Genomic DNA, 25,117 nt, shown 5'->3' with positions numbered 1-25,117 from the left:
ATAGACCTAATTAAAGTCTATCGCGTTCGACCCAATATGTCAATGGCAAAATATGAATTAAATTGCATTTCTGCAGATCATATTGATTTTGCTAAAGCATAAAAAGATTCAAGTTATGGACATGTTCCCGCGAACGAGTCAAATCATTTCAAATCCCGTCTTTTCCGTCAACACAACCCCGCCCGCCAAATGCCGCCCCGAGAGGCTGTGGATGTGTTTCCACATACAGTCAAAACAAAAATACAGCACTTCCCTGTATCTCCACCATCCGCTGACACACTTTCTGTAGATGGCAAATCACCGGAAAACCCTGTATTCAAGCCGTTTTTCAGGTGCTTATTTGTTTTTTACATTTTGCATCAAGACCACGCACTCAACGTGCCTTGATGGTATGGAATAGATAAATTGCTCAGTAAAATACACCAAAAAAGATGGTAAGTGTCTCAAAAAAATAACTTACAGTCATCCCAACTTATCATCAAAACAACTATGAGATACCAACACATCTCGGCTCTTTGTAAGAATTCCGCTTTTTTAAAAACTATAGATGGTAAATTGGGTACTTGTTACTGCTGGTATCATGGCACTTAGCTCAAATAATACAATACATATCGTCTTGAATATCGACTATCATTAGGTTCTGGACGGTAAATAGACTCGTAATACTCCCGTTTTTCATCAATACAAATACACAGTAATTTGCGATAACAACGACAAATCTCGGTTAAGAAGTCTTGGCGCACCCGAAGTCTAAAGCCAAGTGACAGTTTCTCCCGTGTGTAACACTCATCCTGGTAGCCTTCCTGCCATGCCTCATACTTGGCAACAACTTCGCCATTTCTGAGAAGATTCAACCCTTCAAACGACAGATTGAATTCCTTTATGATGAAAGAGGTCAGAGTACACACATTTAAGTACCCCAAAAAAGTTAAAGGATTCTCGTGCTCAGCGATAATCGGGATACATTCGTCTGACTTTTCCAAGACTCTGTGTCCTCTACCAGATAGTTCTGTCTGAGTCTGTTTAATTGTGACAGACATTGAGGAATTTGGGAGGATTCTCTCGGTCCATAATTCAAGTTCATCTAACCTATAGGATCCACCGTACACCTGTTGAGGGATCAGAAATCCTTGCAGGGAGATCTCTTGTCTATATGGAACATTGTACGTTTCTTCCTTAGCCATTCTCCGCTTCTCAAATATTGTTATCCATTCTCCATCATCACCCTGGATTCTTGTATCTCCAATTTCCAGAGATTTGAACGCGTCCAGCTCGCTGAACCAGGCCTCTTTGTCATGGACATTAAGTGGCTCGATGTCTAGAGGGCGCGGCATTAAACCACAGAAAACATATTCCGGATCGGCAGGCTGGATTGTCTGCCAGAGCCAGTTAATCTGTTCTTTGCTCATCTTCAGCTTTATAGCCACTTCGTCCAGTATGCCCCAAAGAGTCTCTGTAACAAGTTCCTGAAATTCGGTTGTAATCCAGACAACAGGCCAGCCCTGCGGATGTACATGGCCGTACCAGTCATCTTTTACACGGTCTCTCTCATCATCTATCGACCATTTTTGGGCAATCAGTCGTTCTTCAATGGCAGCCACAAGACTCCCCGGAGGTACTTGAAGAATTTTCTCCATCAACTCTACCTGCTTGGAAAAATCAAACAGGGTGTTTCGTTTTAGAAAATGCTTGAATTCAGGAGTAGAACAAGACGGAAGTATATATGACGAATAATATATGGCATCTGAGTAATTCCTATCGATACGCTGGACAGAACTGTTAACGGAAGCTTCAAGAGGAGAAGCTTCGTCCACACGGCGAAGAATACGCAGAACTGTTTGACGGCAGAAAAAGTCCTCCCTCTCAAGAATTTGGGCGAACACCTGCTGGTGCGGCACCAAGAGCTGGGGACAATGGGTAGCAAGACAGTAAAATACCGTCAGCAAACGACGCAGAATCCTTCCGGAAGCTGATACCATCCTGGTAATAAGCACAGGTATTGCCTCATCGGGTCTGGCAATCGCCAACTTCGTCACTGCCCTGATCAATCTCTCGCCGTGATCAATCTCAGAAGTCGACAACTCGTCCACAACAAAATTAAGAATGAGCTGGTTGGCATCGGCGGACGGTTCCTTGTACTCTTTCAGCCATGCATAGTTATCATTCTCAGGCAATTGCGCAAACATGCTTTCACAATGCGTCAGGAAGTCATTGAATACATCCTCAAGCATTTGAGGTTCATCCAGCACATCCAGTCCAGAAGCCGCAATAGGCGGTGTATCATAGCCACCACCGGAACCGCATGTTGATTCATAGCATTCCTTTAGGACAAACTTCTTCGCAGTTTGTCTGTCCCTTGCCGCTACTGCCGCCAGATATTTTCTGTTATCTCGCCAACGGGACCAGCTTCCATAGCAAGCGTATGCTATCCCGAAGCACGATATGGCGTTAGCATGATCTCCGAATTCCACAAAACGTTCAGCTAATTGTTCAATTACAGTTGCATCCTGCCAACGACCTTCAGACTCAGCATATTCCTTGATCGATATGAGGTCTTCTAATGTCTTGGCAGTCGTTATGTGATGTCTTAAAGAGGTATTTACTAGATCCCGTTCGTAAAAATGCTCATTCTGGTTCTTCAGCTTGTCAAGCGTCTTCAGAAACTCAGTAAATGATACCCGACATTTCTCAGCTATGCCTTCAATGGTTATGCTTTCACCATCCAGTTTGAACTCTGATGGCGGCTTAGCCCATGAGTCAGCATTGTCATTCTTAACATTAGTGCTACCAGGGATGCCGAGCTCTTTCTTCAGGTCTTCGGGCCAGTGCCTAGGTGTGATCTCCGTTAGTATGAAGCGTCGGAAGCGGTTTTCGAATTCATTGTAGATTTCTACTGAACAGGATTCGTGCACCAAATCGACGATGTGCTGCCTGGTTTCCATAATTTGATTACAATGCCTACCATCTTCGCTAAAGTGATTGGCAAAGAGCTCCGTGAGACACCAGAGGTACTCGGGGTCGCCCTCTTCCATACTAAGAATGTATTCCTCAAGGCAATCCTGCATCTTCCATCTTGCTATAGATCGTGAGAAATGAGTTAGCAAATCAAACGCGGCCTGCCGATTGACTTTTAAAACGGCCGCGAAAGCTTTCTGGGGAAACCACTTGGTCTCCCTGCCATCCGTAAGATGTGGCATCCAGTCCACCATTGACAGCACGCGAGCACACCGTTCAAGTGCCAACTTAGGCTGACGCTGATTGACGAGATTAAGGATGTCGATCAAGTGTAAAAGGGTGATATCCTTGTGATACCCATATATTTGCGATGAGCGTATGCCATAGCGGAGCCACTTTTCGGCATCATCACGCATACCACACTTAGCCATAATCGCTGAAAGCCAAATGAAATGATCCGAACGGGAACCACCTTTAAGCAGGGTTGACTTCTCATAGGTTTCGGCACAACTTCTCAAAATTGGAGCGAGCCTGGTGCCCACTTGCGGAATTCTCGCAAGGGTTTCCCAAATCCGAAGCTCAAAACCATAATCTTGACGGGATTCCCCTATTCCGAAATGTGTGTTCCATAGTATAGAGTCACGTAGGGAACCCAAGCATATGACCCATTCGCTCAGACGCTCAGGAAAGTACTTCTGTACCTGCTCAGTTAGAAGGCTGATAGATAGCTGTAGTACTTCTCTAATAAGCTCAATCGACTCAAAAATTCTTTCGTCATCCCCCTGTTCGGCCTGAACAAGAATGTTTATACTCTGCCGCGCTTCTTCATACCAATCATGATCAGTACCTCGAAACGACTGCCCGATGCAGTGGCAGGCCACGAGCAAATGTCTAAGAGCCGCGTTCCAAAGTGTTCGAGCTGTGCCGACCGTGGCGAAGAGGCTTGCATAGGCTTCCTCGTTACCCTCATAAGCAACAACAATGAAAGTGTATACATAGTGTCTGAACATCGGATTGCTTGGGGAAACGTAGTCTGGTGCCACCGTCTTTGGGGCTTCGATAGTGCCTGCAATCGCAGTCACTATCGAAGCCGGCATGCCCGCCTTGGCGGCATAAAAAGCAAGCTCGACATTACCAGAAGGCTGCTCCTGTTCCCAATACTCAGACACGGCAGTACGTAGCTCCTCGATTAGGTTATAGCGAGCAAGAGCACGGATCAACAGATACCGCACCAAGCTGCTTGGGAATACTCTTTTCACACGCTTTAGCCGCTTCCACTTTTCCGAAAAGCCAAATTTAACAAGTGTATCGATGTAGGCATCTAAGTGTGGACTATAGCTTGGGGAATATAAGTCCTGTTGCTCCAGAATTCCGAGGGAGAAGTTGAATTGAGCAAGCCATCGCAACGGACGCGCCTGATTATCCTTATAAATACCTAAGCATCGTGCTATGCCAACTACTTGCGACCGTTTGTCATCTGCATTGTCAGAACGAATACCTCGAAACTCGTTTGTGAAAACATCAAAGAGACGCCGTCCAAGCTCAAATTTCCCAGCTTCGGCCAACCTATACATGACTGCAAGCGAGGTGCGACTCTCCACAAGCCAATGATTCGCCTCTGGCGAATACGCAAAAGTGATTACGTCTTGTTCTCGCCCCAGAGCGAGAAGAGCATCTGCAAGTATGGCTCGATTGAGATTATACTCAAGGCGCTCACCTGTTCTATACTTCAATGCCCCAAGACGACTCAGTTGAACGATATCTTGCCGATTGAATGCTGCTTCAACAGCCCAGTGTATTGCATCCATAATTTCTGCAGATGGACGGCAATGCAGTAAAGCACGATCAACGAATTCTTCATTTACTTCATCAAGGACATATGTGTAATCTTCTGCATCATAGCAGTATTTAAAAACGTGGCCAAACCAGCGAGGGGAATCCTTGTTATCCTTTAAGAAGGTACAGATATTATTTCTTATTTCTTTAATCCAGCCGTCAGAAACCTGACTAATCACGAACTCACGGAAGCTGTTGTGGAACACAGTCAATCTGCCGTCAGAATCGCGGAGCAAGTGGCAGATGCATTTGTAGGCATCTTCAAATGCTGGGCGATTAAGTGCCGCGATCTTATAGAGTTCATCCCTGTGCACACTAAAGCGCATACAAGCCATAGCTGCACAAAGGTGCTTTGCCTCCCCCATACCAAATCTCTCAAACTCGTCCCAGAGTAGTCCGTAGTAATTCCGAATATCTCCACCCGAGGCCGGAGTTAGAGAAGCAATGGCCTCCGTCAATGACTCACTTGAAATGAGGATTTCAGCCGCATACCGCAAATATAGAGGTAGGCCTTCACACCTCTTGTGAATCTCTGCAATGTCAACATGTGTCAGGCCTGAAATACCCCGCTTATTTTCCAGATAGTCTCTCGTCTCGGCTTCTGAGAATAGCGGCATCTTGATATGGCTATCCGGGCACTCTCTCGCTCGCTTAAGAAAGTATGGCCACTTATGTAATTCCTGTGTACCAACAACTATAGTGACACCCTCAGGGACACTTGAGGGCAATGCCGAGATCACCGTTTCTCTGATTTCCGGCTCAAGTCGTTCAGCGTGATCCAATCCATCAAGGAGAATAACAAATCTGCGACCATGATCTACAAAGAACCTGGCCAGTGTTGTCAGGCATTCGAGGAAGTTACGTTCGCTGTAATCAAAACGTCTTTTGAGTACATCCGGATATCTCCGGTGGAACTCACTTAGAAGGTTGGCACGGAGGCTTTCGGCCTGAACACGCATTCTTTGGGCGTTATCATTGACTCCTACGAAACAGTAGTATCTGAACACTTCATACGTAGAACTACTAAGCGCATCGAAGTACATAGTCAGCGATGTTGATTTCCCGCTGCCAGGAAGTCCGGTAACAATCAGATATCCTCCATTAATATTTGGCAACACCCTGTCTAGTTGCTCTGAAAGGGACTTTTGTTCCACGAAGTGGTCTTGGTTGACGGGGAATACCTGGGGAATGAGCAACTTGCTCTGGAGTCGCTCTAGGAGGCTGTCAATAGATTGGGCGGTAATTTCCTCTCGAGAGAAAATTGCGTTGTTCTTAATGGTTTCCTTTAGGTCTAAGAAGACCGTGTCATCAGATAGCCCCAATTCCTTGTCGAGAAGAACCGTTCGAATATATTGCTCCAGCTCCGACAGAGTCGGCTGTCGCAGTACAAACTTGAAGTCTGCCAAGAATGCCGCGAATGAGTCTGCATTAAGACCTGAGGCCGATGCCAGATCCGATCTCAATTTTTTAGCATTACCACGTTTGCGGTCTTCGATTACCTCTTGTTTAAATGTCCCATCCGGATTCACAATATCAAAGAGAGTGCTATCCAAACCCCTGTTTGAACATAAACATACAGTAAGCCTGCGATCAGGGAACCGCTGTTTTAAAAATTGCCAGCTCGCAGCAAATTTCTTAATGCTTACTGGACTATCTGGATTAAGGAAGTCAACCATTTCGTAGTTTTCGAGCGAGTTAACAGCATACTTCACTTGATGGGCAAAGATATCAGATCCCTGAAAGAGGACGATGTCATCAAGGTTGCCAGATTTTTCATATTCCAGATACATCTCGAAGTGCTTACGCTCAATATAGGCTTCCAAGGCCAGCCGCAGAGCAGTAAGGTCTTGGTATTCATCTCCTTTTCGTCGAGAGCTACCTCGTTTACCTATTTCGGACATTGTATTCCTCCTGCCTTCGCAATACTCTTCTAATCTTGTTTTTATTCCATATAAACTTTTCGGCCTTCCTGATTATGAGTTAATACTCTAAACCTTTGCGACTTGCCAAATTTCATTAACCGCTACTATAACTTCATCCCAGCGAATATCTTCTGCATAGCTGTATTTCTTGCGATAATTCTCCCATAACTTTTGCATGAAAATATCTTTTGAAACTTCATTTATAATAGTTTGGCCCTCTGCCAGAACACCATATGTGCCACGGTTTATTGAGGTTGACACAAGAGCTTTCGCAAGCAGTTCCTTATCCAAGATTTCTGAATGCATTTTTTGCAATATGTATATATCGTAGAAATCCCTCATGCGAGTGTTGGTTGTGCCGCGGGAAATAATCGTTTCCAATTTTTCTGCAAGCACTGTTTCAAGGTTATAAGCAAAAATATCGATCTGGCGTTCTTCGAACATGAGGTTAAATCTATATAATGTTTCTCTGGGTGTTATTTTATCTCCTACCGTTATATCAATCTTTAAAGGGGTACGAATCCCGTCAAACAGGGCTTCTAAGGACACTCGCAAGCCATTGTAATCTGCTTCGTCACGAATTGACTCAATACCCTTAATCCTCATCTGTGTACCATCATCAATCGACACTGCCAGGATATTTTCAAAAACTTCTTTAATAGTTTCTTCTGAAAGAGGATAGCCTTTGATAGTTGCATCCATATCCATAGTTGAACGGGTATCAAGCCCCACCATGGCAGCAACAAGCATTCCTCCTTTTAACACAAAGTTGGAACGATATTTTGATAAGGAGATTCGTTCCAACAGTCTTTCAAACATATAGTTTCGCATCAAAATCTGAGCATTAATGTTCTTCTTTTTTGCCAAATTGCGAATCAATGCTTTTAGCTGCGTTGATGATTTCATAGCAGCACCTCCAGGTATTTTCGCAAAACATTAGTGATCCTGAATTTATCTGCATAACGCATAAGCTGTGGAAGGTTCTTATCTTTGCGTGTTGTATATCTTTTTAAAGCGTCAGTTAAAATTTCAATATCCATTTGACTCCGGCTTCTGATAATATCGCAAATTGTTCGCTCCATATCATAAGTTCTCACTACACGATTATAAGGTGTTGCTGCTGTTGTAGAACCCAGTTCATACAACTCCGGTTTTATAGAATATACTTTAGCTCCGCTATTTCGCAGACTCTTTGTATTCATTCCCGTCTTTACGGTTACTGAATATACAAGCGGATCTCTATCTGTAAGATTGTGAAAATACAGTGCTGTTTCATGAGAAAAAATTGCTTGCTTGAACCTCATCTGAAAACGGTACATTTCATCATCGTAGCAGTCGCGAGCAATATAAATTCCACGCTCTAAACGCTCTAATACTCCTTTCCTTACAAATTCAGAAAGATAGGTTCTTGGAATACCTGCCTCAGTTACAAACCTTGTAGAAATGACGCCATTATGCTTTTTAATTAAATTATGAAGTTTAGCAGAATAATCCATTTTATTTTCCTCTCTTTACGAAACTGCTAATATCAAACTTCGTTTTAGCATTTTTGCAAATCGCTTCTTTAATTTATATAAACAGTAATCAACTTTTATTATTGCATAAATGCCTATTTTAATAATCACTTAACTATCGCTTTTCCAATTTAAAACAAACAAGGTTTTGTCCTTCGATAAACTCAAAAACTTATTTTTTTCCAAAGTTTCAGCAGTTTCTTCATTATAAGTATGGATTTTATCTATAGCAATAAATATTTGCTTCTTATGAGCTACATATATTTTTATAATATTTTCTATTGCCTCATTTTGTATATTTTTTAGCAGAGGCAAGTCATGTATGACTATAGGTAAGCAGGTTAGATCTAATAATGCCAAGTCAAAAGTAATTAAATTGGCATAGGCCGTGCCTGTACCTGTATCGCCAAAAGTAGCAAAAATATAGTTCTCCCCATCAATACTCAGGGTAGGTGCTCTGCGGTTATCCGGATAAATAAGCTTATTTATTTCATTCATTCTGTTGTTAATCTGACTGCAGATATCAGCAACAATGCTGCTCCTTATTTCTGCCAAATCACTTTTAGCTGATGCTAGAGCATCTTCAAGTGATTTTCTTTTTGTATAAAAGCTGTTTTCATCGTTCAATTGCTGTATTTGCGCAGAAAGATCAATAACTTTCTCATAGGTATATTTTGGTGCATTTTTTATATTTAACTTTTCTTCAATTTTTCTGTCTACTTTTTCTATATCGCTTAAAATACATTTAATCTGTTTGGTCAGCTCCAATTCAGATTTTTTTAATTCTTCCTTTAAAATTCCTGTTAAAGAATTATGAAACCCATCGATTTCTTTGATCTTTTCCAAATTTATGCTTGGGAAAAATTCAGCTAACCTAGCAAGTTCCGGATCGATATTTAATTTTTCTTGATTTATATTATGTTTTGTCCTTTTCAATCTGTTTTCATATATATTATACTGCCTAACAAGCTGGCTTTTCTCAGATTTTAGCTCTAATATGTCCTTTGTCAGCAAAGCGTCAATATCGACTGATACACCGATGATATCCTTCTTCACCTTTTCCAATTGAGCAGTCAGCTCAGCAATTTTCTTTTCATTCTGATTAAAAATAGCCTTTGTTACCTTTGGAATAAATTCGTTTTTAATAGCTTTCATCAAAACATTCTTTTCTTCTGTTAATTTATCAATTTGCAGCTCATATTCCTTAATGCTCTGGTATTTGTCAAAAAGCTTAATTAATGCCAGTATAGATTCTTTTTTTGGTTCTTTATCAAAATATTGCAGCGGCTTTTTCTCATTTAAGTTTTCTTTTCCATATACTCTGGTATACCGGCCAACTATATTTCTAAAAGATATATCTTTTAGTGTAATCTGATATTTTTCCTTTAGCATGGCTGTATATTCATCAGTCTTTATAGTTTTAACAGGATTATAATTGCCATCGCAAATTGTTGTGTATTTGTAATCTTTAGTACCTCTTGAAAAAAATAGCTCTTCTTCACCAAAAACAAATGAAAATTTAAACTCATGGTGTCCGAGATTTTCTACGGCATCTTTATTTGCTTTTATATAGCTATCTCCGCCAAAGACAAAATCAATAATCATCAGTATGGAGGATTTACCAATGGAATTTGAGGCCACTTCATCACCAATTACTGCATTCAAGCCAGCCTTAAATGTAAGTATTGGTTCTCTAAACTTATCACATATTATCTGTCTTAACATATTTAATCACCCGATTACCTTTCAAATATTCTATAGCGCCAAGTACAAATGCGACATCAAGCGTTAATATAAATTCGTTTATATCTTCGAATTGATTTTGAGTATCCTCCCATAATTCCGTCGGACTTTTCGCACATTGCTTAAGCATCTCAAGTACAATAGGAATTTTGCCTATAATACTTTTTTTATAAGGTGTAATTTTGTTTGGAACAATCATGAGAACACCTCGCAGTCTTGAATAAAAAAAGATACAATGATTTCACATGCCCTTAAAGAGTATTTCCCCGTTTTATTATGTATCCAAGCAACAATGCTATGGTAAATATCTTCTTGGCTCTGTGTAGTCTGCCTGCACTTATAATAAAAGCCCTTTATCTGCATTGCCAAAGTATTGAATTTTTCTGGGCATTCTTTGTCAATTTCTACAAAAATGCTTTGAATAAACTTGAAGTATTCCGTAACATCATTAATAATTTGCTTTTTCAGCAGCAAAGGAAGAGTATTGTCTGATTTTTGCTCCACCTTTAAAGCGGTATACTCCAGCTTAGCCAGTTCACCGCTCTCCAAATTTAATTTTTGCAATACAACTCTTATTTCATCTTCAATATTAAAATAAGAATATGTATTCATAATCTTGCTTTTTTGTATGAGAGATTCCTTTATTTTATACAGCATGCGGTACTCTTCAATAGTGCGTGGCTTGTCAAATTTCTCATGGCAATCAGGACAAAGCGGTATAACATTATCCAAGCTGTTTACATCGATGCTAAGCCGCTTTTCATTTTTTAAAAGTTCAACTTCCTTTGGAGTAGGGTTTAGAGGGTATATATGAGCTATTTCATACTTTTTATGAATCTGGCCGTTTTTTTCATAGTACAAAGGCTTTGTGCAAATCGGACAAATTCCCTCGACTTGCGTGTACAATAACAGCTGTTCATTAGCTGAATAAGTTTTTCTAGAATTGCTCACAAAACTCACCCCTCTTTACGAACTTGCTAATATTATATATCATTTTAGCAAATTCGTAAAGAAACTGCTTTTATTTTTTGCTCAGCTCCTGCTCCATCTCCAAACCCGATTTAAATTTTATGATAATCTTCTCCTTTGACATGACCTTGATGCTTTGTATAAGCTGCCTGACAAGCTGGTTGTCAAAATTTGATAATTTACATTCTGCGGCGTTCAGGAACTTCTTCATATCCTCGATTCTTCGCTGGAAGCTGTCTTGCCTGGCTTGTTGCTCGGTATACTGCGTTTTTATCTTCTGAAGCTCTTTTAACTCGGCGGAGATTTTGGCATAGTGCTCATCAAAGTCTGTATTATCTGCTCCACATCTTGCATTTTCCTCTACGAAGCCTATCATCTCTTTTTTTAATTCCGAGATCCTCTCCTCAATTTTTGCTATGTCCATCTGCTTGGCTCGGTTGCCCATCACCAGCTGAATGTTGGACTGTATAGTGTCCATAAAATCTCCCTTATCCTGTATAAGCGAGTTGAATGCATCCATAATGGCTCTATGCAAAACATCTTCATCAATGGTCGGAGACTTTTGGCAGTGTTTTTTCCCGTACTCCAGCCTGTTTAAGCACCGCCAGACAATCCTTTTCTCACTGTATGCTGTCCAGGATGCCCGTCTATAAGGCTTGCCGCACTCCCCGCATGTCAACAATTCGGTGAGAGCATATATTGAGCTGTATTTCCCGCTGTCGGTTTTGACTCTTTTATCGGCAGATTTTTTAAGGTTGGCCCGGCGTGCTTTTTCTTCCTGTATCCGGTGAAACAAGTCTTTGGAAATGATGGCCGGATGGCTGTCCTCCACATAATATTGTGGGACAATTCCATTGTTTTTAACTCTTTTCTTTGTGAGATAGTCTACGGTGTAGCTTTTTTGCAGCAAGGCATCTCCCATGTACTTCTCATTGGAGAGCATGTTGTTAATGGTAGTTGTAGACCATTGATTTTTTCCGGTAACGGTTTTAATGCCGTTTTCCTCCAGGTATTTTTTTATTTGGGTGATGCTTAGTCCCTCTAAATACAGCCTGAAAATCAGCCTTACAATTTCTGCTTCCTCCGGCACTATCACCAGCTCTCCGGCCTCATTCTTTGTATAACCTAAAAACTTATTATGATTGACCATAACCTGTCCTTTTTCAAATCGGCGGACAACGCCCCACCTTGTGTTGGTGCTTAAGGAACGGCTTTCTTCCTGGGCCAGGCTTCCGAGGATGGTGATGAGAAATTCTCCGGTGCTGTCCAGGGTGTTGACGTTCTCTTTTTCGAAGAACACGCCGATGTTTTTTTCTTTCAGTTTCCGTATGTATTGAATGCAGTCAAGGGTGTTTCGTGCAAAACGGCTGATGGATTTTGTCAGCACCAGGTCAATCTTGCCTGCCATGCAGTCTTCAATCAATTTATTGAATCCTGTCCTGTTTTTTGTGCTGGTGCCGGATATCCCATAGGCTAAGGGCACAAAATCCCTCGCCACCGAACCGTACGTACACCTCTCGACGTATACGGCTCTCCGTTAATAATTACCATATCATTTTAAAATTCAAATTAACTATGTATTGCCTTATGGCAATCCTCGCATACCACTAATGTTTTTCTATTTTTGATTTTCATTATCTGCTCCCAAAGCTTATTGCCTTCTAGTCCCTTTACACTTGAAACATGGTGAACCTCATAATTAGACTTGCCCCTGCTACCGCAATGCTCGCGAACTCCTGCTTGCAGTCTTGCTCTAATAGTAGCATTGGTATTTACAGAATAAATGTGTCTAACAATATTATCATCACAGAACCCTTTGCAATCTTGAAGTTTTACAATTCTCTTTTCTCGTGTTTTACCTTTTTCTGTTTTATATTTTATTGCCCAACCTTTGCCGCTTTTATATTTGTCAATTACTTTACTTATTGAAGAATTATGCTTTCCTGCTAAAGTTGCAAGGCAGCTATATTCCATCAAGTATTGAAAATAATTAAGTTTATTATAATTGTTGGCTAGGTGGTAATAATTGAGTATTCCACGAATTTCAGCATTGTATCTTTCCAAGATTTCTTGGTCTGGGAGATATAGCCATCCTTTTCTGTGTATCGGGTGAAACTTTTTAGCTTTGCTCTGTCTAATGATAACTTTATCAAACATAAACTTTTCTATCTTCTCTAAAGGAACTAATAATTCTACAGTGCCATTCCGCTGACGTTTCTTGTGTCCTAATGAATTAGTTGATATTTGTTGATTACGTCTAACTGAAATGTCATATCCTAAGCACCTACCTTTTTCACTACTGTGAGTAATCAAAGTCTTTTCATCACTTAAGGTAAGCTTTAATTCATCATTTAGAAATTCTCTTAATTGTTCTTTAATTTTAATGCAATCTTCTTTATTTCCTCTTACTGCTATTAAAAAGTCATCAGCATATCTTACAAAAGCTATATTTTTATCCGTTTGTGATTTATAGGGTAATTTCAAAAGTTTCTTACTATATTTCTTATTTCTTGAAATCAGAACCGGTTTTTCTTCATCAGTAGCATTTTTAAGTTTCTGCTGTAACCAATATCTTTTCCCTCTAATCTCATCGTATGTTGGATTTACACACCTTGTTGCCGGCTTATCGAAGTTTTGTTTAATCTCCATGATTTTATTATCCAATTCATTCAGATAAATATTGGCAAGTATTGGGGATAAAATCCCTCCTTGAGGTGTTCCAGAATATGATTGGTTATATCTGAAATCCTCTATATATCCTGCCTTTAGAAAACTACGAATAATGTTTATAAACTTACTGTCTTTAATTTTTCTTTGTAATATTTCAATAAGCTTATCATGGTCAATATTATCAAAACAGCCTTTTATATCTCCTTCTATAAACCATCTTGCACCTTTGAAATATGGAAGTGTCTGCTTTAATGCAGTGTGACAACTTCTATTAGGTCTAAATCCATGTGAAAAATCACTAAAAATCGGTTCATAAATAGCTTCTAAAAATCTACGCATAACTTCTTGTAATAGCTTATCTCTAAATGACGGTATTCCTAAAGGTCGCATTTTCCCATTGGATTTCTTGATATATTCTCTGCGTACCGGCTTGGGTTTATAAGTATTATTGCTTAATTATTCTATTGAACTGTCTACATATTTCTTTCCAGATCCATCAGCAGTATCATGATCAATACCTTCAGTTGATGCTCCTTTATTGGAATATAATTTTTGGTATGCACTGTAATAAATATCTTCCCTTAAAAGATAACGGTATAAGCGAGTATATACTCCATCTTTGTGTTCATTTGAATTTTTATTGATACGCTCCAAAATTTCAGCTGTTGGTTTCATTCAGGATTCTCCTGCCTTTCAACTTTCTAATTTTGAAATTTATTAACTGTTTCCCTTCGCCACGTAATGAGCCTTACTCATCTCGGACTACTATGGAAACTCTGTTACCATACAAGTGAAACTTGCTTAGGTAATCCCCAGTTTAGCTTTGTTTCTTGGAAATGTGGATTGTCGGATATGCTTTCAGTCTGTTATAACACGTTCTCGTGCCTGCTCTGTAATTTATTGATAACTCTATATGCGACGAAGGTACATATAGATGTTACAGCTAAGGTAACAGGACATTTCCTTAGACCCTACGCAATGGCAGCTTAGACCTCACATTCGATAAATACAATCTTATCCTCATATCCACTTGTCATTGCAACATAAGTCGTGGCTTTTGTCCTAAGCCAACTTGTCGCTTTCCTATCATGCTATGTTCCTGTATCGGGTTTCCCCTTGCAGTAAGATAGGTTGACTACTGCGTTATCTTGCAGTGTAGTTCCATAAATTCTACTTTAAACAAAGCCCTAGTCTGGGCGCACTTCGTCCGCATAAATTCCCGCAAAAGTCCAGGCATTGTTGCTTTCTATCAGCCGGGTGTAGTACTCCACCTGTGCTGAAAAGGATTGCAGCTGTCCGGTGTGGTCCGAGCTGACCCGGCAGTATGCACACACCCGCAGTTTCGGAGCTTCAGCTTCTGCTTCCATGCAATTGATTGGCTTGATGACTCTTACTTTTGGCATACGCTTCCTCCTTTCACTTTTCAGTACATGATGCTTTATCAGCAACACACAGTACCACACAAATCCAGCCATATCAAGTATTTTTACACATATACCTCCGCCAGGGCTGGAGTGAATGAATTCCGATTTAATCTGTCAATTTCTTTCAATTCAGAAAGAGTAATAAGCCCTTTTTCAAGCAGGCTGTTCAGCAGCGAAAGCGCTATTTTATACTTGATTTCGTTGGTTATTTGAGTCTGTGACATGGTTTTTTATCCCCCTTTACATTTCGCTTTAATACCACAAGGATGCAGCGGATTTTGAGTTCCGCTGCATAGTTTCTGATATCAAAGCGGTTAAGCTTGTTATCATTCTTCATCCTGTGCTCTATTTGCCGCTGCTTCCCAAGCACCGGGGCAACAGCTCAAACTGCCTGTGGTCAGCAGGCATCACAGGAATTCCACCTCCCCGAGAACCTCCGGGCTGCACTCTGGGACTCAACCTCGACTATGCAGGAGTATCATTGTAGGCTGTTCAGGTCCTGGCGAAACAATCCACCACAGATTGTTTTATGGTCAAACATTTATCGCTCATAGCCTTTGATGCCATCGTTTTGGCGGGCAAAAAATGCCCGCAGGCTGTCTTGGCGTGTTTACCAATGTCGCTTTCCGTTTCAGCGGCTGAACAGCTAACGTATTTGAGCTGTTGGATATGGACGGCTATAAGGCTCGCAAGCGAGCCTTTGCCGACAATTTTTCAAAGAGCAATAAGGGATAAAAAATACCCCTTCACTTTTTAAGCCGAAAAAATGAAGGGGTGGACGAAATAAATTTTTATTTTTTCATAATTTTTTTAAGTTTGCTGATAACGCTGTTTTTGCGAGACTGCAAAGTTGTTCTTGGCAGCATCATTATATCTGCCAGCTCTCTTTCGCTTTTGCCATTAAAGAACAGTTCATTAATTATTAACCGCTCATGCTCTGTCAATTCTTCAAGCGCCAGCATTAATTTCTCAAGCATGATTTTTTCAATAATAACGTCTTCTACAAGAAGTTGCGGATCACACATTTTCTGCTCGATAGGATAGTCCAGCTCGACTAATTGGTCATAAGAAAGATTGTTCTTTATGCTGATTTCCTCTATGTACCTTTCACGTCTTCTCATTTTGTAATAGGCAGTATATATTTCCTTGCTTACAGTAACAATTTCACTTTTTACTCTTATTTTGTATTCTTTCATCTTTCCTTCCCTCCGTTTTGCTTTGTTTGCGGGCCTTAGCAAAACAGAGGAAATCAAGGATACCGGATTTCGATAATTTCCTTTTCCGAATACCTGTATTTTACAATGTACTGCTTGTAAAGGATGAGGTGTTTTATCAAATGCAGTTTGGCGAAAAAATTAGATTATTACGTAAAAGGGCAGGCATTTCTCAGAAAGACTTTGCAGAGCAGCTCGGGATTACCAGACGGGCTTTGGTCTATTATGAAAACGGTGAGCGATTTCCACGGGAGGCAGAGCTAATTGATAAAATCGCCGATTTCTTTAACGTATCTTCAGATTTCCTGACAGACGACAGTGAAAGCATTACAATGACTAAGGAAGAAATATTTCTTGAGAAAGCTAAAGCAGAAGATAAGTTGAGGGGAAAAGCGAAGCAAAAAAATTCATTGAAACTACAAAATGTTTATTTGCCGGCGGAGAATTATCAGATGAAGATAAAGATGCGCTTTTTGAGGTATTAACCGAAATATACTTTGACTCAAAGAAAAAAGCCAAAAAGTATGGTGTCCGTAAAAATAAAGGCAGCAAAAATACACCAACTGATTAGCTGCGGGGTGAAAAGTATGGAATTTATTTTACGAAAAGTCGAGAGGTTGATTCAAAAGCATAAAACCAGAAACCCCTTTGAAATTGCCGATTGTCTTAATATTAATGTTCTCTACAGGCCGCTCGGCAAGCTTAAAGGGATTTACATATACACAAGGCGAAGCCGATATATCTGCATTAACAATAAATTGGACAGTCCTGCCAAACGATTAGTATGTGCTCACGAAATTGGCCATGACCGCTTCCACAGATACTTGGCCATAATGAATCCCCAGGCCCAGGAGCTTATCAGCTATGATATGTCTTCAAAGCCGGAAAGGGAAGCAAACATTTTCGCCGCTAAAGTCCTCTTGCCTGATGATGAGGTTATTAAACTGATAAATGATGCGGAAATGAATTTTTTTAGAGCCGCAAGGGAACTTTATGTACCACCGGAATTAATGGATTTTAAATTTCAGATATTGAAAAACAGAGGCTACAGGCTTGAAGCTCCATTAAATTCGACAGGAGATTTCCTGAAAAAATAACACCCCGAACATCATTTGTTTTAAAGATGTACGGGGTGTTTTTGTTTTGTTTATTCTATACGACAACTGCCTAATATCGAACTGATGCAAAATAATCAGCGTAATGCTCTCTCCATTCCTCTGCTGTTCGAAAACTCTTTTTTCTGCTAAAGCTTTCGATATGTTCTTTCCTGCAGCATACTACGGGCTTTATTTCAGGCATATCGAAAAATGACAACTGTTCATTGTATTCTGCATATACACCTAGATGCAAGCATAGATGCCCGCCCTCATGAAGGCCGGTAAACAGAGTAAACCCCTCTTTGCCGTCTTCCTTTAGTTCATCCTTTTGACCCCTCGGAAAAAGCGCCGAGGGTTTCTTAGATATCGTATTTTATACCCGTCATAATCATATATTCTCCCTTTCCTCCGCTACTTTCGGTAATTCTTCTTTAACAAGCTGGTACTGATACCTAACCCCTGCACTCTCGTTTTGGCACATGAGCTTGGCCTGCTCCATTACTATTTCTACAGCCTTAGGGGTTTTGTCCGGCGGATAACCGTAGTGCTTGAGCAGCCTCTTGATAACCATCTTCATTTTGGCTTGCACGCTGGCACGAATAGACCAATCAATGCTGAGATTTTTACGTATTGCCTCAGTCAAATCCCTTGCTATCTGCTTGAGGATATCGTCGCCCATAATTTCTTTGGCAGACTCATTTTCGGCAAGCGCATCGTAAAACGCCAGCTCATCTTCAGTAAGACCGGTATTTTCTCCACGTTTATGAGCTTCATTGATTTCTTTGGCAAGTTGTATAAGTTCCAAAATAATCTGTGTGGTTTCAATGGTGCGGTTCTGGTACTTCCTGATGGCATTCTCTAAAAGCTCCGAGAACTTCCTGGACTGAACGAGATTTCGCCTGGAAAAAGTCTTTATCTTGCCTTTAAGCAATCTGTTGAGAAGCTCGACGGCAAGGTTGCGCTGTTTCATGTTGCGCACTTCCTCCAGGAACTCGTCGGACAGTATAGCAATATTAGGCTTATTAAGCCCAACAGCATCCAAAACATCGATAACCTCATTGCTGGCAATAGATTTGGATATAAGCTGGTTAAGCTGGGCTTCAATCTCCGCAGCAGTTTTCTTTTTAGAGTTTTCGGGAATGAGCTTAATAATCCCGGATTTAACTGCTTTATGGAAACCTACCTCAAGATTTAATTTTTCAGCAATATCGGTAGTAGCACAAAGCGAGTAGGCCCTTGAAAGTTCGCTGACCAGCTTAAGATATTCGTTTTTGCGTTCTTCTCGTAGCCCGATAATGTAGTCGATGGTTTCAACAATGGCGGCCATCCTGTCGGAAGCAGAGCCGATAAAGAATTTCTGATAATCATGACCATGGAGCAATTCCTTAATCAATTCATACTTCTCAAGAAGCACTGCTGCTGCCAGTTCAGTATCAACACCTGTCTTTTCCCTGTCGCTCTCGGTATAATCATTAAGAGCATTTTTGAGGTTTTCGGCAATGCCGATATAATCTACGATCAAGCCGCCCTGCTTTTCCCTAAATACCCGGTTGACGCGGGCGATTGCCTGCATAAGGTTATGTCCTTGCATAGGTTTGTCAATATACATGGTGTGCATGCTCGGAACATCAAAACCGGTCAGCCACATGTCACGCACAATGACTAACTTCAGCTCGTCCTTGTTATCCTTCATGCGCTTGGCGATTCTGTCTCGGGTAGCCTTTGTACCGATGAAAGGCTGCCATTCTTTAGGGTCTGATGAACTTCCGGTCATGACCACCTTAATAACGCCTTTTTCCACATCGTCAGAGTGCCATTCCGGGCGCAGTTCTACAATCGCTTTATAAAGGTCAACCGCAATCCGCCGAGACATGGTTACGATCATACCTTTGCCCACTTCTGTCTCCTGGGCTGCGAGACGCTTTTCAAAATGCTCCACAATGTCTTTGGCAATCGCTTTAACACGCTGCTCGGCGCCGACAATAGCCTCAAGCCTTGACCATTTGGACTTGAGCTTTTCTTTTTGGGTATACTCCTGGTATTCAGTGATTTCTTCGTATTCGCTGTCAATAACGGGCTTGAGTTCATCCGGCAGCTCCAGCTTCGCAATCCGGCTTTCATAGAAAATACGTACTGTCGTTCCGTCCTCTACTGCCCTGGTCATATCATAAATATCGATATAGTCGCCAAATACAGCTCTGGTATCCTTGTCCGCAAGGGATATTGGCGTTCCGGTAAAGCCGATATAAGATGCTTTAGGAAGGGCATCACGCATATATTTGGCATAGCCGTATTTGACCTCAGCTTCAGTATCACCCTTGACAATTTCCGCTCCGAATCCGTACTGACTTCGATGGGCTTCATCAGCAATAACAATTACGTTTTCCCGGTCTGTAAGAACAGGCACACTATCACCTTTTTCATCAGGAGCGAATTTATGTATGGTCGTAAAGATAATACCTCCCGATTCTCTCGCAAGGAGTCTGCGAAGATCTGCTCTGTCCTGAGCCTGCACCGGTTCCTGGCGTAATAAGTCTTTTGATTTTGCAAATGTGGAAAATAGCTGGTCGTCAAGGTCGTTACGGTCGGTAATCACTACAATTGTCGGGTTATTAAGTTCTTTCGCCAGAACAAGCTTGCCCACATAGAAAACCATAGAAAGACTTTTGCCGCTGCCCTGGGTATGCCAAACAACGCCGGCTTTGCGGTCTCCCTCAGTAATTGCAGCTCTTATAGTGCTTTCAACTGCTTTATTGACAGCATGATATTGATGGTAACCTGCCAGAATTTTGTAAGTATCTTTTCCGTCAGTCTGGAACAATATAAAGTTCTTAATAAGATCAAGCAGACGTTCCTTTTCAAACATTCCTTTGATTAAGACTTCAAGCTGCGGGCGGCCTACAGGTGCAATCTCGTCTCCGTCAATAGTCCGCCACATCATGAACCTGTCTTCATCAGCAGTTATTGTGCCTGCCCGTGCATTTACCCCGTCAGATATAACTACAAAGGAATTGTAAGTAAAGAGGGACGGGATCGTGCTAATATAGTTTTGGATCTGATTAAAGGCGTCGGATATTTCTACATCCTCATTGGCCAGGTTCTTAAGCTCGATGACAACAAGGGGAATGCCGTTGACAAATACTACCACATCAGGACGCTTTTCAATCCTATTCTCAATCACAGTAAATTGGTTAACAGCCAAAAAATCATTATTCTCTACTTTCTCGAAGTCAAAAACCTTGACCTGCTTGCTGACTATTCTGCCGTCACTGGCCCTAAAGGTAGCATTCACCCCATCGGTGACCATCTTCTGAAAAAGATGATTGTTGTCTATTAGTGCAGGATTAAGCGGCACAAGGATTTGATGCAGGGCGTCGTCAAGAGCCTCCTGGGGCAAATCCGGGTTTATGCGCTTTAATGCGTCCTTCAGACGTTCCTCCAGGATTACATCGGAATAATCAGAACGTTCAGGATAATCCCCACCGGGGGATAAGTTAGGAGCAAAGGCAATTTCGTAGGTGAGTTCCTCAAACCATTCCAAAGCCGCCTGCTCCAACTCATCTTCATATACATTATGATTTGACATAAGGCACCTCCCTCTATTTCTTCTTAAGCCATATAACATTGTCCATATTATCTTCTGTGGCTCTTCCTCCGCAGGAAATCTTGCCATCAACCAGTAACAGCTCTCGTAATAATTCAAATGCTTCCTCTTTTGAAACTCTGACTTTATCCGCTATTTCCTGAGTTTTTGCAAACCCTGATAGAGATATCTGCTTAATCATTTCCTGTTTTAATGTTTCTTTTTTTCAACATTTTGTTGTATTTTCTGCTTTTCAAGTAATTGCTTAACATATTCTGTTACAGTTTTGTGGTAATCATCAGCGTTTTTCGCTGCTTGCTCAGCAAGCTTCTTACTTTTATTTGATGAAATTGCTCCAATAATACTTCCAATACCCCCACCTACAGCAACAACCGCCATTGCACCGTTGAATACTAAATTCCAATCCATCTCACACAACCTCCCCCACCGGTACTCTTATCTCACCGCTCATCAATTTTGGGAGGAGGGTGTCGCGAATAGTAGATAAGGTTTTATTCTCAACTTTATTGGCAATAACTAAGTCAATTATCGGTTGCATAACAGAATCCATAAAAGCGAGAGTGTTTGGTTCCGGTATTAAAACTTTTGCCTCCGAAAGATGTTTTCTCTGTATATGTCCCATGGTTGTTGCCTTGTCCTTGGCAATCGCAATAAATCTTTCTAAATGATAACGCGTCCACATATAGTAAAACCATTTATTATAAGATGCGGATGTGACCTTAAACAGGTGCTGGTTTAAGCCACATCGACCACCGCACCAAATATCAACCAAAAGACTTCCAGACCAGGAAAAAATAATATCTCCGTCATTAATTATATAAGAATTGTCGATACTTTCAGAGCAAATATCGCTATTCCCATCAGTAAAACCCTGACGAAGCTCCTTTATTTTCAACACAGGAAGTCCTCTTTCATTTTTGCTTGGAGGATATTTTTGCATAGCAAGCCCGTTTAGGTAAGTGGCTATTTCATCTAATGCAGCTACTCTCCACCCCTTTGGTATTAACCCCAGTTCGCTTTCCTCAAACTCCCCGTCCTTAAACGGCTCAAAATCTACAAACCAGGACTTGAAGATTGCCTGCGCCATTTCCTCAAGGGTTTTGTTGATTTGGTTGTTAAGCTCGATAAGGTCGTCAAGGACAGACAGTGTGGCGGCAATTGCCTTTTGTTCGGGGAGTGGAGGAATAAATATATCCAATGCTTTTATATGCTTAGTAGTAATGCTACCCCTAATGCTATTTCCATCTGATATCTGTCTTAATTCTTCATACCTATTCCTCAAATTAAAAAATAAATATTTGGGAAGTAGTTCATCTTTCTTTGCCCTGATTGCAATTATTGATTGATTTATATATGTATCAATCATACAATACGATACTTGTCCCCGAGTGTACCCTTGACCAGCTGAAGCAATAACAACATCATCTTTTAAAGCTAATCTTGTTGAAGAATTATTTACCCCTTCTGAAGTAATTGTTTTTTCTGTTTGTTTTATATAGGCATTCCGCGTTTCACCAGAAGACAACCAATTATATTCACCATTCCAATATTCTTCTATCTTTGTATTAGGCGTACCACCACTAAAAATAGCCTCCGCAACTTCATCTACTTTTGTTTTTCTCCACCCACTAAAACTCATACCCGATCGCCTCCGGTGCTGTCCTTTTTCCCTTTCAGCTTCTTTGCGGTCTTGTCTATACTTTCTAAAAAGTGCTTTTCCACCTCTGAAAGCTCATTTTTGGTCCGTTCCCTATACTTCTCATACTCTTCTATTGCCTTTTGAGTAGCCTGTTGGTGGCTGATTTTGCCTGCGTGCGTAAGGATCTCACTGTCGCTCATTTTAAGGAAATCGTCCAATTTTTCTATCCAGTCGGCCATGTACATGGGTTTTCTGCGGATTGCCTGAAGCTCGGCAAATTCGATATAAGCATTGACGATGCGGTTTAGTACAGCCAGTTCATCCTCTGTAAGATAGTTTTTGGCAATCTGGGATTCTGACCTGGTAGGCTTAGAACCGGTAAAGTTGGTCATTCCCATAAAAGGCTTTGTACTATCAGCTCTCAGATAAACTATTTCTGCCGCAGTATGCCCATGGGCCGCCCAGTGCATTTTGTTCTGGACCGTTTGAAAAAACTGCTGTGAAATGGCCGCATCCGGTGAATAATCAATACTGGTGGCATAAATATCTAAAATCTTACGATAAAAGACTTTTTCACTTGAGCGAATATCCCGGATACGCTCCAACAATTCCTCAAAATAATTACCGCCGCCTGCTTTTTTCAGCAGGTCATCATTCATAGTAAAGCCTTTGATTATGTATTCCTTAAGTCTTTGGGTTGCCCAGATTCTGAACTGAGTGCCCCTGTGGGATTTAACACGATAGCCAACAGAAATTATGACATCCAAGTTAAAGTACTCTACATTATAGGTTTTTCCGTCCGCTGCAGTTGTTGCAAAATATGCAACAACTTCTTTTTCTTTAAGTTCTCCTTCGCTAAATACATTTTTGATATGGCGTGAAATAACAGACTTATCACGTTGAAATAACTCTGCCATCTGATTCAAGGAAAGCCACACTGTCTCATTTTCCATTTTCACCTCGATTTTGGTTTTCCCATCTTCAGTTTGGTAAATTAATATTTCCGAATTATTTTCAAAACTCATACCCAATCGCCCCCAGTCTTTTACGGATTTCCTCCTCCAGAGATTTACGCTTGGCAAACATTTCGGCAAGTTCACCGGTAAGCCTGGCCATTTTTTCATCAAAAGGCTCCCCGTCATCAACCCGTTCTTCAATGCCAACATACCTGCCGGGAGTGAGAATATACTCATGGGAACGCACTTCATCCAGTGTGGCAGACTTGCAGAATCCTTTGATGTCCTCGTAACCTTCGCCCTTTTTCCACTTGTGGTAGGTATCGGCAATATATTTTATCTCCGTCTCATAGTCAAGTTCCCTGTGCTTGCGGTCAACCATCGTGCCCATCTTGCGGGCATCAATAAAGAGGATTTCGTTGCTGCGGTCCCGGCCTGCCGATTTCTTATTCTTTGTCAAGAACCACAGGCAGGCGGGAATGGTTACATTATAGAAGAGGTTGGGCGGCAGAGTGATGATGCAGTCCACAAGTTTGTCTTCGATAATATTCTTCCTTATCTCGGCTTCACTGGTTGTATTGGTAGACATAGCGCCGTTTGCCATGACAAAGCCCGCTACACCATTTGGCGAAAGCTTGGAAATAATATGCTGTATCCAGGCATAGTTGGCGTTTCCCGCAGGGGGCATACCATACTTCCAGCGGACATCATCGGCAAGCCTGTTAGCTCCCCAGTCCTTGATGTTAAAGGGTGGATTAGCAAGTATATAGTCCGCCTTCAGCATCTTGTGGAGATCATTGGAAAAGGTATCCGCATCCCGCTCGCCAAGGTTTCCGTCAATACCCCTGATCGCAAGGTTCATTTTGCAAAGCCGCCAGGTGGTAGCAGTGTATTCCTGTCCAAAGATATGGATGTCGTCCTTTCTTCCGCTGTGTTCTTCAACAAATCTCTGGCTCTGCACAAACATGCCGCCGGACCCGCAGCACGGGTCATAAACCCTGCCTTTATACGGCTCAATCATTTCAACAAGCAATTTTACAATGGATGGCGGGGTGTAAAATTCGCCTTCCGACGAACCGAACTTCCCAAGGAAGTATTCATACACCCTGCCGAGCACATCTTTGGCTCTCGCCTCCTTATCACCAACCTTAAAGGAAAACAAGTCGATAAGCTCGCCAAGCTTTGTTTTATCAATTTCCGGGCGGGCATAGTTTTTAGGCAACACCCCTTTAAGGGAGGCGTTTTCCTTTTCAATAGCTATCATTGCTTCGTCGATAATCTGTCCGATAGTAGGCTGCTTGGCATTGGATTTTATGTACTCCCAACGGGCTTCCTTCGGTACGAAAAAAACATTCTCTTCGGTATAAGCATCTATATCTTCCTCAAATCCTTCGCCCTCTGCAACCAGCTCGTTATATCTCTCCTCAAAAGCATCGGAGATGTATTTAAGAAAAATTAGTCCCAGTACTACATGCTTGTATTCCGAAGCCTCAATGTTACCACGCAGTTTATCCGCCATTTCCCATAGATTATTTTCAAACCCCAAATTTACCGTTGCCATTATTCATCCTCCT

At 41.3% G+C, this 25,117-nt stretch carries 21 protein-coding genes; 2 read left to right on the top strand and 19 right to left on the bottom strand.

Annotated features, from left to right (window positions below):
- Positions 1-587: 587 nt before the first annotated feature.
- The 13 genes from CIB29_RS15960 to CIB29_RS15915 all read right to left on the bottom strand — a co-directional run bounded on the left by CIB29_RS15960 (position 588) and on the right by CIB29_RS15915 (position 16,229).
- Positions 588-6,692 (bottom strand): AAA family ATPase, encoded by a 6,105-nt coding sequence (locus tag CIB29_RS15960; protein WP_094551400.1) that lies wholly within the window; start codon positions 6,690-6,692, stop codon positions 588-590.
- Between the two features lie 87 nt (positions 6,693-6,779).
- Complete coding sequence (locus CIB29_RS15955) at positions 6,780-7,619, bottom strand: nucleotidyl transferase AbiEii/AbiGii toxin family protein (protein ID WP_094551398.1); 840 nt, start codon at positions 7,617-7,619, stop codon at positions 6,780-6,782.
- Positions 7,616-8,209, bottom strand: coding sequence for a type IV toxin-antitoxin system AbiEi family antitoxin domain-containing protein (locus CIB29_RS15950; protein ID WP_094551396.1), 594 nt, complete (start codon positions 8,207-8,209; stop codon positions 7,616-7,618). The genes CIB29_RS15955 and CIB29_RS15950 overlap by 4 nt, the downstream gene beginning before the upstream one ends.
- A gap of 129 nt (positions 8,210-8,338) precedes the next feature.
- Entirely contained in the window at positions 8,339-9,952 is a 1,614-nt protein-coding gene (locus CIB29_RS15945) for a DUF2326 domain-containing protein (protein WP_094551394.1), read from the bottom strand.
- Positions 9,930-10,169 (bottom strand): ABC-three component system middle component 7, encoded by a 240-nt coding sequence (locus tag CIB29_RS15940; protein ID WP_027364801.1) that lies wholly within the window; start codon positions 10,167-10,169, stop codon positions 9,930-9,932. Before CIB29_RS15940 ends, CIB29_RS15945 begins: the two co-directional genes overlap by 23 nt.
- Positions 10,166-10,921: an ABC-three component system protein gene (locus CIB29_RS15935; RefSeq protein ID WP_027364802.1), complete on the bottom strand. Its 756-nt coding sequence runs from the start codon at positions 10,919-10,921 to the stop codon at positions 10,166-10,168. The genes CIB29_RS15940 and CIB29_RS15935 overlap by 4 nt, the downstream gene beginning before the upstream one ends.
- A gap of 70 nt (positions 10,922-10,991) precedes the next feature.
- Positions 10,992-12,422: a recombinase family protein gene (locus CIB29_RS15930; RefSeq protein ID WP_242965269.1), complete on the bottom strand. Its 1,431-nt coding sequence runs from the start codon at positions 12,420-12,422 to the stop codon at positions 10,992-10,994.
- Between the two features lie 86 nt (positions 12,423-12,508).
- Entirely contained in the window at positions 12,509-14,020 is a 1,512-nt protein-coding gene (locus CIB29_RS15925) for a reverse transcriptase/maturase family protein (RefSeq protein WP_278335870.1), read from the bottom strand.
- Between the two features lie 45 nt (positions 14,021-14,065).
- The gene (locus tag CIB29_RS19770) at positions 14,066-14,284 is read right to left on the bottom strand and encodes a hypothetical protein (RefSeq protein ID WP_242965267.1); all 219 of its coding nucleotides are present in this window, start codon (positions 14,282-14,284) and stop codon (positions 14,066-14,068) included.
- Between the two features lie 512 nt (positions 14,285-14,796).
- Complete coding sequence (locus tag CIB29_RS15920) at positions 14,797-15,012, bottom strand: recombinase family protein (protein WP_094551392.1); 216 nt, start codon at positions 15,010-15,012, stop codon at positions 14,797-14,799.
- Positions 15,013-15,095: 83 nt separating this feature from the next.
- On the bottom strand, positions 15,096-15,257 hold the full coding sequence (locus tag CIB29_RS19010) for an SHOCT domain-containing protein (RefSeq protein WP_198543937.1): 162 nt from the start codon (positions 15,255-15,257) through the stop codon (positions 15,096-15,098).
- On the bottom strand, positions 15,239-15,370 hold the full coding sequence (locus CIB29_RS19525; protein WP_278335869.1) for a hypothetical protein: 132 nt from the start codon (positions 15,368-15,370) through the stop codon (positions 15,239-15,241). Before CIB29_RS19525 ends, CIB29_RS19010 begins: the two co-directional genes overlap by 19 nt.
- A 454-nt stretch (positions 15,371-15,824) precedes the next feature.
- Positions 15,825-16,229 (bottom strand): RNA polymerase sigma factor, encoded by a 405-nt coding sequence (locus CIB29_RS15915; RefSeq protein ID WP_094551390.1) that lies wholly within the window; start codon positions 16,227-16,229, stop codon positions 15,825-15,827.
- A 140-nt stretch (positions 16,230-16,369) separates the two neighbouring features.
- On the opposite strand from CIB29_RS15915, the gene CIB29_RS15910 reads away from it, so the two are divergent.
- Positions 16,370-16,732, top strand: coding sequence for a helix-turn-helix domain-containing protein (locus CIB29_RS15910; RefSeq protein ID WP_198543936.1), 363 nt, complete (start codon positions 16,370-16,372; stop codon positions 16,730-16,732).
- A gap of 12 nt (positions 16,733-16,744) precedes the next feature.
- On the top strand, positions 16,745-17,344 hold the full coding sequence (locus CIB29_RS15905; protein WP_198543935.1) for an ImmA/IrrE family metallo-endopeptidase: 600 nt from the start codon (positions 16,745-16,747) through the stop codon (positions 17,342-17,344).
- A 388-nt stretch (positions 17,345-17,732) separates the two neighbouring features.
- Here CIB29_RS15905 and CIB29_RS15900 read toward each other — a convergent pair whose 3' ends face one another.
- The 6 genes from CIB29_RS15900 to CIB29_RS15875 are packed head-to-tail and all read right to left on the bottom strand — an operon-like array spanning position 17,733 to position 25,104.
- Positions 17,733-20,930, bottom strand: coding sequence for a type I restriction endonuclease subunit R (locus CIB29_RS15900; RefSeq protein ID WP_094551386.1), 3,198 nt, complete (start codon positions 20,928-20,930; stop codon positions 17,733-17,735).
- 13 nt (positions 20,931-20,943) lie between these two features.
- The gene (locus CIB29_RS19005; protein WP_094551385.1) at positions 20,944-21,129 is read right to left on the bottom strand and encodes a hypothetical protein; all 186 of its coding nucleotides are present in this window, start codon (positions 21,127-21,129) and stop codon (positions 20,944-20,946) included.
- 8 nt (positions 21,130-21,137) lie between these two features.
- Positions 21,138-21,356 (bottom strand): hypothetical protein, encoded by a 219-nt coding sequence (locus CIB29_RS15890; RefSeq protein WP_094551384.1) that lies wholly within the window; start codon positions 21,354-21,356, stop codon positions 21,138-21,140.
- A gap of 1 nt (position 21,357) precedes the next feature.
- A complete protein-coding gene (locus CIB29_RS15885) occupies positions 21,358-22,587 on the bottom strand; it encodes a restriction endonuclease subunit S (protein ID WP_094551382.1) in 1,230 nt (409 codons plus the stop codon).
- On the bottom strand, positions 22,584-23,612 hold the full coding sequence (locus tag CIB29_RS15880; protein WP_094551381.1) for a virulence RhuM family protein: 1,029 nt from the start codon (positions 23,610-23,612) through the stop codon (positions 22,584-22,586). The genes CIB29_RS15885 and CIB29_RS15880 overlap by 4 nt, the downstream gene beginning before the upstream one ends.
- Positions 23,602-25,104, bottom strand: coding sequence for a type I restriction-modification system subunit M (locus CIB29_RS15875; protein ID WP_094551379.1), 1,503 nt, complete (start codon positions 25,102-25,104; stop codon positions 23,602-23,604). Before CIB29_RS15875 ends, CIB29_RS15880 begins: the two co-directional genes overlap by 11 nt.
- Between the last annotated feature and the right edge of the window lie 13 nt (positions 25,105-25,117).

The organism is Petroclostridium xylanilyticum (assembly GCF_002252565.1).
Lineage (GTDB): Bacteria > Bacillota > Clostridia > SK-Y3 > SK-Y3 > Petroclostridium > Petroclostridium xylanilyticum.
Note: the sequence above shows the minus strand (reverse complement) of the source record. Positions and strands in the feature narration are given on the sequence as shown.

Coding starts and splice junctions, on each gene's coding strand:
- CIB29_RS19770 (WP_242965267.1), bottom strand. CDS start 14,284: ATGAAACCAACAGCTGAAATTTTGGAGCGTATCAATAAAAATTCAAAT.
- CIB29_RS15890 (WP_094551384.1), bottom strand. CDS start 21,356: ATGGATTGGAATTTAGTATTCAACGGTGCAATGGCGGTTGTTGCTGTA.
- CIB29_RS15940 (WP_027364801.1), bottom strand. CDS start 10,169: ATGATTGTTCCAAACAAAATTACACCTTATAAAAAAAGTATTATAGGC.
- CIB29_RS19010 (WP_198543937.1), bottom strand. CDS start 15,257: ATGTCACAGACTCAAATAACCAACGAAATCAAGTATAAAATAGCGCTT.
- CIB29_RS15955 (WP_094551398.1), bottom strand. CDS start 7,619: ATGAAATCATCAACGCAGCTAAAAGCATTGATTCGCAATTTGGCAAAA.
- CIB29_RS15875 (WP_094551379.1), bottom strand. CDS start 25,104: ATGGCAACGGTAAATTTGGGGTTTGAAAATAATCTATGGGAAATGGCG.
- CIB29_RS15885 (WP_094551382.1), bottom strand. CDS start 22,587: ATGAGTTTTAGTGGGTGGAGAAAAACAAAAGTAGATGAAGTTGCGGAG.
- CIB29_RS15900 (WP_094551386.1), bottom strand. CDS start 20,930: ATGTCAAATCATAATGTATATGAAGATGAGTTGGAGCAGGCGGCTTTG.
- CIB29_RS15950 (WP_094551396.1), bottom strand. CDS start 8,209: ATGGATTATTCTGCTAAACTTCATAATTTAATTAAAAAGCATAATGGC.
- CIB29_RS15945 (WP_094551394.1), bottom strand. CDS start 9,952: ATGTTAAGACAGATAATATGTGATAAGTTTAGAGAACCAATACTTACA.
- CIB29_RS15910 (WP_198543936.1), top strand. CDS start 16,370: ATGCAGTTTGGCGAAAAAATTAGATTATTACGTAAAAGGGCAGGCATT.
- CIB29_RS15920 (WP_094551392.1), bottom strand. CDS start 15,012: ATGCCAAAAGTAAGAGTCATCAAGCCAATCAATTGCATGGAAGCAGAA.
- CIB29_RS15915 (WP_094551390.1), bottom strand. CDS start 16,229: ATGAAAGAATACAAAATAAGAGTAAAAAGTGAAATTGTTACTGTAAGC.
- CIB29_RS15880 (WP_094551381.1), bottom strand. CDS start 23,612: ATGAGTTTTGAAAATAATTCGGAAATATTAATTTACCAAACTGAAGAT.
- CIB29_RS19525 (WP_278335869.1), bottom strand. CDS start 15,370: ATGAAGAATGATAACAAGCTTAACCGCTTTGATATCAGAAACTATGCA.
- CIB29_RS15960 (WP_094551400.1), bottom strand. CDS start 6,692: ATGTCCGAAATAGGTAAACGAGGTAGCTCTCGACGAAAAGGAGATGAA.
- CIB29_RS19005 (WP_094551385.1), bottom strand. CDS start 21,129: ATGATTAAGCAGATATCTCTATCAGGGTTTGCAAAAACTCAGGAAATA.